11 protein-coding genes and 1 riboswitch are annotated in these 12,488 nt (G+C 75.4%); of the genes, 4 read left to right on the forward strand and 7 right to left on the reverse strand.

Translation table 11 applies throughout. From position 1 onward, the window contains the following. Position 1: 1 nt before the first annotated feature. From ACHZ99_RS30190 to ACHZ99_RS30205, 4 genes are all read right to left on the reverse strand, one after another. Positions 2-1,027: a 1-phosphofructokinase family hexose kinase gene (locus ACHZ99_RS30190; RefSeq protein ID WP_420307993.1), complete on the reverse strand. Its 1,026-nt coding sequence runs from the start codon at positions 1,025-1,027 to the stop codon at positions 2-4. Positions 1,028-1,087: 60 nt separating this feature from the next. Further along, the gene (nagA, locus tag ACHZ99_RS30195; RefSeq protein ID WP_420307994.1) at positions 1,088-2,299 is read right to left on the reverse strand and encodes an N-acetylglucosamine-6-phosphate deacetylase; all 1,212 of its coding nucleotides are present in this window, start codon (positions 2,297-2,299) and stop codon (positions 1,088-1,090) included. Further along, positions 2,299-3,228 carry an ROK family protein gene (locus ACHZ99_RS30200; RefSeq protein ID WP_420307995.1) on the reverse strand — a complete coding sequence of 310 codons (930 nt, stop codon included), beginning with the start codon at positions 3,226-3,228 and terminating at the stop codon, positions 2,299-2,301. Before ACHZ99_RS30200 ends, nagA begins: the two co-directional genes overlap by 1 nt. Before the next feature lie 144 nt (positions 3,229-3,372). Next, positions 3,373-4,311 carry an SIS domain-containing protein gene (locus ACHZ99_RS30205; protein ID WP_420307996.1) on the reverse strand — a complete coding sequence of 313 codons (939 nt, stop codon included), beginning with the start codon at positions 4,309-4,311 and terminating at the stop codon, positions 3,373-3,375. 239 nt (positions 4,312-4,550) lie between these two features. Between ACHZ99_RS30205 and ACHZ99_RS30210 the strand changes: the two genes are divergently transcribed. Beyond that, complete coding sequence (locus ACHZ99_RS30210) at positions 4,551-5,831, forward strand: ABC transporter substrate-binding protein (protein ID WP_420307997.1); 1,281 nt, start codon at positions 4,551-4,553, stop codon at positions 5,829-5,831. Positions 5,832-5,856: 25 nt separating this feature from the next. Here ACHZ99_RS30210 and ACHZ99_RS30215 read toward each other — a convergent pair whose 3' ends face one another. Continuing rightward, complete coding sequence (locus ACHZ99_RS30215) at positions 5,857-6,102, reverse strand: DUF3263 domain-containing protein (RefSeq protein WP_420307998.1); 246 nt, start codon at positions 6,100-6,102, stop codon at positions 5,857-5,859. A 37-nt stretch (positions 6,103-6,139) separates the two neighbouring features. Here ACHZ99_RS30215 and otsB point away from each other — a divergent pair, with 37 nt between their 5' ends. Then, on the forward strand, positions 6,140-7,000 hold the full coding sequence (gene otsB, locus ACHZ99_RS30220) for a trehalose-phosphatase (RefSeq protein ID WP_420307999.1): 861 nt from the start codon (positions 6,140-6,142) through the stop codon (positions 6,998-7,000). A 106-nt stretch (positions 7,001-7,106) separates the two neighbouring features. On the opposite strand, the gene ACHZ99_RS30225 is transcribed toward otsB, so the two are convergent. Then, positions 7,107-8,561 carry an alpha,alpha-trehalose-phosphate synthase (UDP-forming) gene (locus ACHZ99_RS30225; RefSeq protein ID WP_420308000.1) on the reverse strand — a complete coding sequence of 485 codons (1,455 nt, stop codon included), beginning with the start codon at positions 8,559-8,561 and terminating at the stop codon, positions 7,107-7,109. A gap of 912 nt (positions 8,562-9,473) precedes the next feature. Continuing rightward, a complete protein-coding gene (locus ACHZ99_RS30230; protein ID WP_420308001.1) occupies positions 9,474-10,547 on the reverse strand; it encodes a glucosyl-3-phosphoglycerate synthase in 1,074 nt (357 codons plus the stop codon). A gap of 173 nt (positions 10,548-10,720) precedes the next feature. Beyond that, a riboswitch (SAM riboswitch) is annotated at positions 10,721-10,860 on the forward strand. Between the two features lie 17 nt (positions 10,861-10,877). On the opposite strand from ACHZ99_RS30230, the gene thrC reads away from it, so the two are divergent. Together thrC and ACHZ99_RS30240 are read left to right on the forward strand one after the other, a co-directional pair. Continuing rightward, positions 10,878-12,182, forward strand: a complete 1,305-nt coding sequence (thrC, locus tag ACHZ99_RS30235) for a threonine synthase (protein WP_420308002.1) — start codon at positions 10,878-10,880, stop codon at positions 12,180-12,182. After that, a complete protein-coding gene (locus tag ACHZ99_RS30240) occupies positions 12,179-12,457 on the forward strand; it encodes a MoaD/ThiS family protein (RefSeq protein WP_420308003.1) in 279 nt (92 codons plus the stop codon). The genes thrC and ACHZ99_RS30240 overlap by 4 nt, the downstream gene beginning before the upstream one ends. Positions 12,458-12,488: the final 31 nt, after the last annotated feature.

The raw sequence follows: 12,488 nt of genomic DNA on the forward strand, positions 1-12,488 counted from the left end.
TTCAGGCCCCCTCCCGGGCCGCCCCGCGGCCCGACGTGATCTCGATCCGCGGCAGCGTCTCCGCGTAGGTGGCGGCGTCGAACTCGCCCGCCACCGGCGCGGCGACCGTCGCCGCGGAGAGCGCCACCGCGCGGGCGAGCCGGGCGGGCCAGTCCAGCCCCTCGGCGAGCCCGGACAGCAGCCCGGCGACGGCGGAGTCGCCGGCGCCGGTGGGATTGCCCGGCACGTGCCGCGGCGGTGCGGCGCGCCAGGTGCCGTCGGCGGTGACGGCGAGCAGCCCGTCGGCGCCGAGCGAGGCGGCGACGGCGTGGGCGCCGCGGCGGCGGGCGTCGTCGGCGGCGCGCAGCGGCTCGGTGGAGCCGGTGAGCTGGGCCAGCTCGGCGGCGTTGGGCTTGACGAGGCCGGGGCGGGCGGCGACGCCGCGGCGCAGCGGCTCGCCGCTGGTGTCGAGGAGCACGGGGACGCCGGCGGCGTGCGCGGCGCGCACCAGCTCGGCGTACGCGCCGACGGGCACGCCGGGCGGCAGGCTGCCGCACAGCGCCACGGCCCGTACGGGCGCGCCGCCGCGGCCGCCGCCCGCGCCTTCACCCGCGCCGGCGCCGCCGCCCGCGACCGTGCCTTCACCCGCGCCGCCGCCCGCGAGCAGCGTCCCGTACGTGTCCAGGAACGCCGCCCACTCCGCCGCCGTGACCTCCGGCCCCGCCTCGTTGAGCTGCGTGGTGTCGCCCGTGCTGCCGTCCACCACCGCGATCGTGCGCCGCGTGTTGCCCGCGACGTCCACCAGCGCGTCCGTCACCGGCCCCGCCCCGGCGGCCAGCAGCGCGCGCACGTGCGCGCCGGTGGGGCCGCCCACGAAGCCGGTGACGGTCACCGGGTGGCCGAGCGCGGCGAGCACCCGGGCCACGTTCAGGCCCTTGCCGCCGGGGCGCTCCGTGACGTCGGTGATCCGGTGCGACTCGTGGGCACGCAGCCGCGGCACCCGGTACGTGACGTCGAGTGCGGCGTTGAGTGTGACGGTGAGGAACATACGTACGAAAGATCCTGCCATGGCGGCCCGGCGCCGTCGACAGCGCGCCGCCGGGCCGTGTCAGCCGGCGGTGCCCGGTTCGAGGATCCACGCGCCCTTGCGCATGACCCCCGCGAGCGCGAAGTCGGCGTCGAGCACGACGAGGTCCGCGTCCTTCCCCGGTTCCAGCGACCCGATCCGGTCGTACGCGCCCAGCAGCTTCGCCGGCGTCGCCGACAGCGCGTCCACGACGTCCGCCACCGCCAGCCCGTCGACGGTGACGGCCCGGCGGAACGCGGAGTCCAGCGTCAGCGTGGAGCCGGCGATCGACCCGCCGTCGGCCAGCCGGGCGACCCCGTCGCGCACCTCGACCTCCATCGGCCCGAGCGGGTAGCGGCCGTCTCCCATGCCGGCGGCGCCCATCGCGTCGGTGATGAACGCGACCCGGCCCCGCCCGGCGCGGCGGAACGCCAGCTGGAGCACGGCCGGGTGCAGGTGCACGCCGTCGTCGATCAGCTCGACGGTGACCCGCTCGTCCTCCAGCAGCGCGGCGACCGGCCCGGGGGCGCGGTGGCCGAGCGCGGGCATGGCGTTGAAGAGGTGGGTGGCGACGGTGGCGCCGGCCTCGACGGCGTCGCGGACCGCGTCGTACGAGGAGTCGGTGTGGCCGACGGCGGCGATGACGCCGCTGTCGGCGAGGAGGCGTACGGAGTCGAGCCCGCCGGGCAGCTCCGGCGCCAGCGTGAGCATCCGGGTCTGCCCGCGGCCGGCCTCGACGAGCTTGCGCACGTCGGCGGGCGCGGGGTCGCGCAGCAGCGCCGGCTGGTGCGCGCCGCAGCGGTGCGGGGAGATGAACGGGCCCTCGAAGTGGATACCGGCCAGCTCGCCGTCCTCGGCCAGCTCGGCGAGGACGCCGGCCTGCCGGGCGAGTTCGTCGAGGTCGCCGGTGACGGTGGAGGCGAGCATCGTGGTGGTGCCGTGGCCGCGGTGGGTGTCGATGACGGTGCGGGCCTGCTCGTGGGTGCCGCCGGAGAAGGACGCGCCGCCGGCGCCGTGGACGTGGATGTCGACGAAGCCGGGGACGATCCAGTGGCCGCCGAGGTCGGTGCCGGCGGGGTCGGTGCCGGCGGGGTCGTCCGGCCCCGCGGCGGCGGCGCGCGGCGCCACCGAGGCGATCCGGCCGTCCGCGACCGTGAGCCGGGCGTCCTCGACGGTGCCGGCCGGCTGGACCACCCGGGCGCCGCTGAGTACCGTGCGGCCCTCCCGCGTCGAATCCCGCATCGAATCCCGCATCAGGCGGTTACCTCCGTGGCGAGTAGGTCCCAGGCGAGCTGCCCGGCGCCCAGGCAGGCGGCGGCGTCTCCCAGCTCCGCCGGGACGATCTGGGGAGTTGTCTGGAACGTGACGCGCGCCCGGACGGCGCGCAGCAGCGGTCGGAAGAGGGTGTCGCCGGCCTCGGCGAGGCCGCCGCCGACGACGATGCGCCGGGGGTCGAGCAGGGTGAGGCCGGTGACCAGGCCGCCGGCGAGGGCGTCGACGGCGTCCTGCCAGACGGCCTCGGCGAGCGGGTCGCCGGACTCCACGGCCTTGGCGCAGTCCGCGGCCGTCGCGCCCGGGTCGCCGCAGGCCAGGGCCCACGCCTCGCCGACGGCGGAGGCGGACGCCAGCCGCTCCAGGCAGCCGCGCTGCCCGCAGCCGCAGGGCGGCCCGTCGGGGCGTACGACGATGTGCCCGATCTCGCCGGCGGAGCCGTGCGCGCCGGGCTCGATGCGGCCGTCGATGCCGATGGCGGCGGCGATCCCGGTGCCCAGCGCGATGAACAGGAACCGGTCCACGCCGCGCGCCGCCCCGAGCCGCCCCTCGGCCAGCCCGCCGGTACGCAGGTCGTGGCCGACGGCGACGGGGCAGGAGAGCCGCTCGCCGAGGAGCCGGCGAAACGGTACGTCCCGCCAGCCGAGGTTCGCCGAGAACACGGCGACGCCCTCCGCGTCGTCCACGATTCCGGGTACCGCGACGCCGGCGGCGACGGCCGGCTCCCCGTACTTCCCGGCTCCCGCGTCGCGCAGCTCGGCGGCGAAGTCCAGCACGGCGGCGACGACGGCGTCGGGCCCCGCGTCCCGCGGGGTCGCCCGGCGCGCCTCGTGGAGCAGCGCGCCGTCCGCCCCGACGAGGGCGGCTTTCATGCCGGTGCCGCCCACATCGAGGGCGATGACGTGTCTCACGGGGGACAGTCTCGCTTGTAAAGCGGCGAGAGGTCTAGTCCAGTCGCGGCAGCGGGTCCGGTTTCGCCCGGTATCCGGTCAAGTGCCCCCGGGGGAAAGGCCCCGCGGTACGCGCCCCGCGCGCCCCCTGCGCCGCCGTCCGGCCTACCGGAGGACCACGCTCCGCGTCAGGTTCCGGGGCCGGTCCGGGTCGTACCCCTTCGCCTCCGCCACGGCCACCGCCAGCCGCTGCGCCCGTACCAGGTCTGCCATCGGGTCCAGCCCGCGCGCCGTCGACTCCGCGCTCAGGTGGCCGCCGACCCGGCCCACGTCCGCCGCCAGCCCCTCCGGCAGCTCGCCGAAGTGCCACACCGCCCGCCCCGGCCCGGTGATCGCCATCGGCCCGTGCCGGTACTCCATCGCCGGATAGCTCTCGGTCCAGGCCCCGGCCGCCTCGCGCATCTTCAGCGCCGCCTCCGCCGCGAGACCGCAGGTCCAGCCGCGGCCCAGGAACGTCCACTGCACCGCCGCCGCCAGCTCCGCCGGCAGCGGCTGGGTCACGGCCAGCTCCGCGTCCACCGCCGCGTCGGTGACGGGCCTCACACCCGCCGCCGGCGCCCCGTGCAGCTCCAGCCCGGCGCGCAGCAGCGCCAGCGCCGTCGTCGCGAACCGGGTCTGGACCACCGACTCCTCGTCCGCGTACGCCAGCGTGACCAGGTCGTCCGCGGCCGCGGCGACCGGGGTGCCGGCGTCCGCCGTGAGCGCGGTGGTCGCGGTGCCGGCGGCCTCGTCCCGTACCGCCGCCAGCAGGTCCAGCACCTCGGTCGTCGTGCCGGACCGGGTGATCGCCACCATCCGGTCGTACCGCCGCCCGGCCGGGAACTCCGAGGCGGCGTACGCGTCCGTGTGCCCCTGCCCGGCGGCCTCGCGCAGCCCGGCGTACGCCTGCGCCATGAACCACGACGTGCCGCAGCCGACCACGGCCACCCTCTCCCCGGGCCGCGGCAGCCCGGGCACGGTCTCGGCCTCCCGCCCGGCTCGGCGCCAGCAGCTCGGCTGGGTGGCTATCTCGGCGGCGGTGCGGGACGGTTCGGCGGCTGCCATGAGGTGCGGCTCCCTGGGTCGTGCTGGTGTACGTGCGCGCTTCTCGCCGTTCCGCGACCGTTGACGTGCGGTTCAGCTCGCCGTCTCCCTATCAGCCCGGCACCCCGCGCGGCAACGGCGGGCGGCGGCCGAAGAGGGGCGGTGGTTACGGAAGTGATATCCCTCTGGTGTAGACCTGGGAGGGGCGATCCGGTCAGACTCGCCCCCTCAGATGATTCTGTACGAGGTGGGCTAAAGCTGTGCAGCGGCGTGGATTTCTGAAGGCGGCAGCGGGTGCCGCGGGAGCGGCGGCCCTACCGCTGAGCGCGTGCGGGGACGGCAGCGGCGGCGGCGATGTCACGCTGCGGGTGGTCGCCGCCGAGTACGGCACGGGCGAGTCCGACACCTCCCGGCGCTACTGGGAGCAGCTCGCCGCGAAGTTCTCCAACCAGACGGCGGGCATCTCGGTCGAGATCGAGATCATCCCGTGGGAGGACATCGACGCCAAGGTCGACAGGATGGTCGAGGACGGCAACCCGCCGGACATCGCGCAGATGGGCCCGTACGCCGAGTACAGCGCCCGCGACATGCTCTACAGCACCGACCAGCTGCTCTCCATCCCCACCCAGGCCAACTTCGTGCCCAGCCTCGCCACCGCCGGCGAGGTCAACCGGGTCCAGTACGGCATGCCCTTCGTGTCCAGCTCGCGGCTGCTGTTCTACAACAAGTCGCACTTCGAGGCGGCGGGCCTGAGCACCGACCCCGAGGACGCGCCCAAGGACTGGGACGAGCTGCTCGACGTCGCGCAGGCCCTCAAGGACGTCGGGGTGAAGATCCCGTACGCGCTCCCGCTCGGCCCCGAGGAGGCGCAGGCCGAGACGCTGATGTGGATGATCAGCGGCGGCGGCGCGTACACGGACGACGTCGGCAGCTACACGATCGACTCCGAACAGAACATCCACACCTTCAACTGGATACGCGACAACCTCGTCGGCGGCGGCCTCACCTACCCCGCGCCGTCCGAGACCAACCGGCGCACCGCCTTCGCCGACTTCGCCAAGGGCGACGTCGGCATGGCCTTCGGCCACCCGACGCTGATGCAGGACCTGCGGCGGGCCGACGTCGACTTCGGCATCGCGCTGAAGCTGCCGGGCAAGGACGGCCCGTCGGAGTCCACCCTCGGCGTCGCCGACTGGGTCATGGCGTTCAAGGCCAACGGCCACCGGTCGGAGATCGGAGCGTTCCTCGACTTCCTCTTCGAGGACACGAACGTGCTGAAGTTCACGCAGCGCTACGACCTGCTGCCGACCACCATCTCCGGGGTGGAGAAGCTGAGCCAGGGCCGCCAGGACCTCCAGCCGTTCCTGGACCAGCTCCAGACCGCCACCTTCTACCCGGACAACAAGACGTCGTGGGCGCGGGTGAACGCCGAGCTGAAGAAGCAGATAGGCAAGGCCGCCGAGGCGGGCGGCGAGCCGCCCGAGCGGGTGCTGTCGAACCTGCAGAGCATCGCGGAGTCGGCGTCCTCGACGGAGGAGTGACCCCGGCCGGGCCCGTACGGGCGCCTCAGCCCTCCCGCGCGTCGCGGCGGGCCTGCCGGACGCGGCGCAGCCGGTGCACGGTCACCGGGTCGTGCGCGAGCGCGCGAGGGTCGTCCAGGAGCGCGTTCAGCAGCTGGTAGTAGCGCGTGGGGGAGAGCCCCAGACGCTCCCGGATCGCCCGCTCCTTCGCCCCCGGCGCCGGCCACGCGCGCGTCTCCAGCGCCAGGACGGCCAAGTCCCGCTCGCTCAGCGCCCGGTCACCCTCAGACATGCCCTGCACGTTACCGCGGCCCGGTAGGGTCCTGGACATGGGCAGCACCTCCGCAGCACAGCTCCCCGTTCCCCGAACCGAGGCGGGCCGCGCCGGCCTGGCGGCCCTGCTGGCCGACCCGGCACAGGCCCTCGTCGCCTTCGACTTCGACGGCACCCTCGCCCCGATCGTCCCCGACCCCGACTCCGCACGCGCCCACCCCGGGGCCGTACCCGCCCTGAGCCGCCTCGCGCCACGCGTCGGCACGGTCGCGGTCATCACCGGCCGCCCCGCCGCCGTCGCCGTCCGGTACGGCGGCTTCGCCGGCGCCCCCGGCCTTGAGCACCTGCGCGTCCTCGGCCACTACGGCGCCGAGCAGTGGGACGCCGCCACCGGCACCCTGCGCACCCCCCAACCGCACCCGGGCGTGGCGGCCGTCCAGGCCGAGCTGCCGGGGGTGCTGGAGACGGCCGGCGCCTGGCAGGGCACATGGATCGAGGACAAGGGCCGCGCCGTCGCCGTCCACACCCGCCGCGCCGCGCACCCCGCCGAGGCCGCCGACGCGCTGCGCAAGCCGCTCGACGACCTGGCGGCGGCGCACGGCCTGGTGGTCGAGCCGGGCAGGTTCGTCCTCGAACTCCGCCCCCCGGGCATCGACAAGGGCCGCGCGCTCACCGACCTGACGCGCGCGACGACCGCCCGCACGGTCCTCTACGCCGGCGACGACCTCGGCGACCTGGCCGCGTACGACGCCGTCGACGCGCTGCGCGCGGAGGGGGTGCCGGGACTGCTGGTGTGCAGCGCGGCGGCGACGGGCGAGGGCGCGGACGCGCTGGCGGACCGGGCGGACGTGACGGTGGCGGGGCCGGGGGGCGTGGTGGGGCTGCTGACGGCGCTGGCGGCGGCGCTCGGCGCGTAGGACGCCCCGGGCGGGGCGCGGTACCGGGAGCGCCGCGCGGGGCCGCCGTGCGGCGGCAGACCGCGTCGGGGCAGGCCCCCCCCGGGGGTCCGCCCCGACCCCCTGGCTACCCCCGCAGCGCGTTCAGCTGCGCCAGGAACCACTCCTGCGGCGGCAGCGCCGTGGCCGCCGCGGCGAGCCGCTCGGTCCGGCGGGCGCGTTCGTCGCGCGGCATCGACAGCGCCGCGTGCAGCGCCTCCGCCGTGGCCTCCACGTCGTACGGGTGCACGACGAGCGCGTCCTCGCCGAGATCGGCGTACGCGCCCGCGTCCCGCGACAGCACCAGCGCGCAGCCGTCGTCCGAGACCACCGGGATCTCCTTCGCGACCAGGTTCATGCCGTCGCGCAGCGGGTTGACCAGCGCCACGTCGGCGAGGCGGTACGCGGCGAGGGAGCGGGCGAAGTCGTCCTCGACGTGCAGCACGACGGGCTGCCAGCCGTCCGTGCCGTACGTCTCGTTGATCTCCGCGGCGAGGCGGGCGACCTCGGCGGTGTAGTCCCGGTACACGGCCAGGTCCTGCCGCGACGGGTACGCGAACGCCAGCTTCACCACCCGCCCGCGCCACTCGGGCCGCCGCTCCAGCAGGCGGCGGTAGGCGAGGAGGCCGCGGACGATGTTCTTCGACAGCTCGGTGCGGTCGACGCGGACGAGGACGTGGCGGTCGGCGCCGCCGATCTGCGCGCGGAGGGCGGTCATCCGCTCGGCGACGTCGGGGCGGCGGGAGCGTTCGCGCAGGAAGCCGGCGTCGGCGCCGAGGGCGTGCACGTCGACGAACGTGGTGCGCTTGCCGCGGCGGTCGGGGAGGGCGGAGTCGACGCGCCAGGAGGTCTTCTCCCGGTAGGAGTCGGTCTCGTTGCCGAGGACGTCGAAGCAGCAGGAGACGAAGGCTTCGGCCCAGCGGCGGGTGTGGAAGCCGACGCGGTCGGCGCCGAGGAGCCCGCGGAGAAGGGCGGCGGCGATGTCGTCGGGGAGGAGGCGGAAGTATTCGGGCGGGGCCCAAGGGGTGTGCGTGAAGTGCGAGATCCTGAGGTCGGGTCGGCGCTCGCGGAGCATCCGGGGCACCAGGCAGAGGTGGTAGTCCTGCACGAGCACGGCCGCGCCGTGCTCGGCGCCGTCGGCGAGGGCGTCGGCGAAGGCGCGGTTGTACGTCTCGTAGGCGGCCCAGCGGCGGCGGAAGGCGGCGTCGAAGACGGGGGAGACGGGGATGTCGTAGAGCATGTGGTGGACGAACCACAGCACGGAGTTCGCGACGCCGTTGTAGGCGTCGTGGAAGACGCCGGGGTCGATGCCGAGCATCCGCACCCCGGGCTCCGCCACCCCGCGCCGCACGGCCTCCCGGTCCCCGTCCCCGAGGGCGGCGCACACCCACAGCGCCCCGGCGTCGGGGCCGACGGCGCTGAGCCCGGAGACGAGCCCGCCGCCGCCGCGACGGGCGGCGAGGTCGCCGTCGTCGCGGAGGGAGTAGGAGACGGGGCCGCGGTTGGAGGCGACGAGGAGGGGGGCACGCGGGGGCTCGGCCATGGGCCGAGCCTAGCCGCGGAGGGGGCCGGTGAAACGCGGGCAGGGCGGTGTGGCCGGAGGACACCACCCGCTCCGCGGGGGCCGCGGGGACGGCCGGGGCGGGGGCCCCGGAGGGGGGCGGGAGGCCCGGAGGGGGCGGAGCACCACGGGGGCGGTTGCGGGGGCGGCGGGGGTTCGGTCCGGAGCCGGGCGGCGGTCGGAGGCGGCGGAGGTTCGGTGCGGAGCCGGGCGGCGGTGGGGGGCGGAGCCCGGTGGCGGGTGCCGCGCGGTGGGGTTCGGGGCGGAGCCCCGCGGGGGGTGCGGGGGCCGAGCCCCGGTGGGGGTGCGGGGGCCGAGCCCCGGTGGGGGTGCGGGGCGGAGCCCCGTGGGGAGGTGGAGCGCCGTGGGGTCCGGGGCGCAGGCCCGGCGGGAGCGGCAGCGGAGCCCCGTGGGGAGGTGGAGCGCCGTGGGGTCCGGGATGCAGGCCCGGGGGGAGCGGGGGCGGAGCCTTGGCGGGGTCCGGTGCGCTGTCCCGTGGGGTTTCGGGGCGGAGCCCCGGTGGGGGTGGAGGCGGGGTCTCCGGAGGGGGCCGGGGCAGCCGTGAGGGCCCGGGGCGCAGTCCCGCGGGGGTTCGGGGGCGGAGCCCCCGGCGAGCAGCTCCAGTGGGGCGAGCGCTCGGCGGGGTTCGGGGCGGAGCCCCGGTGGCGGGTGTCGCGCACTGTGGGGTTCGGGGCGGAGCCCCGCGGGGGTGCCGGGGCGGAGCCCCGGTGGGGGCTCGGGGGGCGGAGCCCCCGGCGGTCAGCCCGACGGGGGTGGACCGCTCGGCGGGGTTCGGGGCGGAGCCCCGGGGGTGCGGGGGCGGAGCTCCCGGCGGGGCTCGGGGCGCAGCCCTGAGTTTCGGGAAGGGGCGGGTACGGGGATCCCCCCCACCCCCTACGCCACCGTCGCCCCCGGGTCCGCCTCGCCGCGGCCCCGGCCCCGTACCCCGCCCCGGCCCGCCCGGCGCAGGCTCGCGTACTCGGGGATCTCCCGCATCGGCGGCCGCTCCTCCGTGTCCACCCCGTACGTCCGTGGTTCGAACTCCCCGCCCGCCCCGCGCTCGAACTGCGTCAGCCGCGGCCGCACGAGGTGTCCCCGCGCCAGCCGCAGCTGCGCGGTGCGGTAGATTGCCGCGGCCATGCGGCCGAGGGCCCGGTCGTCCTGGTGGCGGTGGCGGCGGGCGCCGACGTCGACCTGGGCGAGTGCGTCCAGTCCCACGGTGTGCAGTGCGTCGACGAGCAGGCCGAGCTCCACGCCGTATCCCACCGGGAAGGGCAGCCGTTCCAGGAGGGAGCGCCGTGCCGCGTACTCGCCGCCGAGCGGCTGGACGAAGCCGGCCAGCAGGGGCCAGTGGAGGTTCAGCAGTGGCCGGGCCACCAGCTCCGTCACCCGCCCGCCCTGTCCGCCAGGGCTCACCGCGCCGCCGCCCAGCGGCCTGTCGTACACCGCCTTCACGAACTCCACGTCCGGCTCCGTCAGCAGCGGGCCCACGATCCCGCTGACGAACGCCGGGTCGAAGTCCCGCAGGTCCGCGTCGACGAAGCAGACGATCTCGCCCCGTGTCACCAGCAGCGATCGCCACAGCACCTCGCCTTTGCCGGGTGCCGCCGGCACTCGCGGGAGTACTTCGTCGCGGTGTACGACCCGTGCGCCCGCCGCGGCGGCGACTTCCGCCGTGCGGTCGGTGGAGCCGGAGTCGAGCACGATCAGCTCGTCCACGAGCGGGTCGCCCTCCGCCCTGCCGCCCTTCGCCCCGTTCCCCTCCGCTGCGCCTTGCGGCGCCATCAGCTCCGCCCGGATCGCCGCGACGATCTGCCCGACCGTCGCCTCTTCGTTCAGCGCGGGCAGGACGACGCTGACGGTTCCGCGCGCTCCCAGTGCCCGTTTGGCGGCGAGGAGCCGGGCCCGCGGCCGGTCAGCCGCGGACCAGGACCGTGTCTTCAGCCACTGCTCCACGTCTTCGAGCACCTGCGGGCCTCCCCTTGCCGGTGGTCCTGTGCGGTGTGAGGGCTGTCTCGCGTATCGGACGCGTCCTCACAACTGTCCTGGTCGTCGGTTACAGTCTTGAACAACGCGCGTGCCGTCCCTATGTCGGGGTCGGTGCGCGGGACAAATGCTCCGGCCTGGCCGGTGCCATACAGAGCTCATCCAGAGGGGCAGAGGGAACGGCCCGTTGAAGCCCCGGCAACCCTCCGTCCGGCACTCGCGACGCTGCGAGGCCCCGGACGGTGATGGTGCCAATTCCGTCCTGCGGCGAGATGCGTCGCGGGGAAGATGAGGAGAGAGGGCCTCGCCAGTATGGCTGTAGAGACAGCTGCCACCCCCACCGCCGTCGATGGCGCCCCCGATCTGGGTCCGGCCGTCGCGCTGTCCTGCCGGGAGTGCGGGGAGCGGGTGCCGCTGGGTCCCGTTTTCGCGTGCCTGTCGTGTTTCGGGCCGCTGGAGGCGGCGTACGACCTGCCCGGTGGTGACGCGGCGTCCGCCGCGCGGCTGCGGGAGCGTATCGAGGCCGGGCCGCGGAGTATCTGGCGGTACGCGCCGCTGCTGCCGGTGCCGGCCGATGTGGCGGGCAAGCCGAATCTGAATCCGGGCTTCACCCGGTTGCACCGTGCGGACCGGCTCGCGGCCGAGCTGGGTGTCACGGGCGAGCTGCATGTCAAGGACGACTCCGGCAATCCCACGCACTCCTTCAAGGACCGTGTCGTCGCCATCGCCGTCGAGGCGGCCCGTGCGTTCGGTTTCACCACGCTGTCCTGTTCCTCCACGGGCAACCTGGCGGGTGCGGTCGGCGCGGCGGCGGCGCGGGCGGGGCTGCGGTCGTGCGTGTTCATCCCGTACGACCTGGAGCACGCGAAGGTCGTGATGGCGGCGGTCTACGGCGGGGACGTCGTCGGTATCGAGGGCACGTACGACGACGTGAACCGCTTCTGTTCGGAGCTGATCGGCGATTCGGCGGGGGAGGGCTGGGGCTTCACGAACGTCAACCTGCGGCCGTACTACGCGGAGGGCTCGAAGACTCTGGCGTACGAGATCTGCGAGCAGCTCGGCTGGCGGCTCCCGGACAACATCGTCATTCCGGTGGCTTCCGGCTCCCAGCTCACGAAGATCGACAAGGGGCTGAAGGAGCTGATCGCGACGGGGCTGGTCGAGGAGCGCCCGTACCGGATCTTCGGGGCTCAGGCGGCCGGCTGCTCGCCGGTCTCGCGGGCCTACAAGGACGGCCACGACGTCGTACGTCCCGTGCGGCCGGACACGATCGCCAAGTCCCTGGCGATCGGGAACCCGGCCGACGGCCCGTATGTGCTGGACGTGGCGCGCCGTACCGGGGGTGCGGTGGAGGACGTCACGGACGCGGAGGTCGTCGACGCGGTCAAGCTGCTGGCCCGTACCGAGGGCGTCTTCGCGGAGACGGCGGGCGGCGTGACGTTCGGCGTGCTGGCGAAGCTCGTCGCGGACGGCCGGATCGACCCGGCCGAGACCACCGTCGCGATCAACACCGGCGACGGCCTGAAGACTCTCGACGCGGTCGCCGCCACCACGGGGCCGAGCGCGATCATCCGTCCCACACTCGACTCCTTCCGAGAGGCTGGCCTCGCATCATGAGCGTGAACGTCCGAATTCCGACCATCCTTCGTACGTATACAGACGGCCGGGCCGAGGTGAGCGCCGAGGGCGCGACCCTGGCCGACGTGATCGAAGACCTGGAGAAGAACCACCGCGGGATCGCCGCGCGGGTGCTGGACGATCAAGGCAAGCTGCGCCGATTCGTGAACGTCTACGTGAACGATGACGACGTCCGCTTCGCCGATGGCCTGCAGACTCCCACTCCGGAGGGGGCGGGGGTGTCGATCATCCCGGCGGTCGCCGGGGGCTGCTGACCCCCGCCGCCGCGTGCACGGCCCCACCTAT

The sequence above is a fragment of the Streptomyces sp. MAR4 CNX-425 genome (genome assembly GCF_048656465.1).
In the GTDB taxonomy this organism is placed as follows: Bacteria; Actinomycetota; Actinomycetes; order Streptomycetales; family Streptomycetaceae; genus Streptomyces.

What these genes read in the sequence shown, in the direction of transcription:
- nagA (WP_420307994.1), bottom strand. Translation starts at nt 2,299, where the DNA reads ATGCGGGATTCGATGCGGGATTCGACGCGGGAGGGCCGCACGGTACTC.
- ACHZ99_RS30225 (WP_420308000.1), bottom strand. Translation starts at nt 8,561, where the DNA reads ATGGCCGAGCCCCCGCGTGCCCCCCTCCTCGTCGCCTCCAACCGCGGC.
- ACHZ99_RS30240 (WP_420308003.1), top strand. Translation starts at nt 12,179, where the DNA reads ATGAGCGTGAACGTCCGAATTCCGACCATCCTTCGTACGTATACAGAC.
- thrC (WP_420308002.1), top strand. Translation starts at nt 10,878, where the DNA reads ATGGCTGTAGAGACAGCTGCCACCCCCACCGCCGTCGATGGCGCCCCC.
- otsB (WP_420307999.1), top strand. Translation starts at nt 6,140, where the DNA reads ATGGGCAGCACCTCCGCAGCACAGCTCCCCGTTCCCCGAACCGAGGCG.
- ACHZ99_RS30215 (WP_420307998.1), bottom strand. Translation starts at nt 6,102, where the DNA reads ATGTCTGAGGGTGACCGGGCGCTGAGCGAGCGGGACTTGGCCGTCCTG.
- ACHZ99_RS30205 (WP_420307996.1), bottom strand. Translation starts at nt 4,311, where the DNA reads ATGGCAGCCGCCGAACCGTCCCGCACCGCCGCCGAGATAGCCACCCAG.
- ACHZ99_RS30190 (WP_420307993.1), bottom strand. Translation starts at nt 1,027, where the DNA reads ATGTTCCTCACCGTCACACTCAACGCCGCACTCGACGTCACGTACCGG.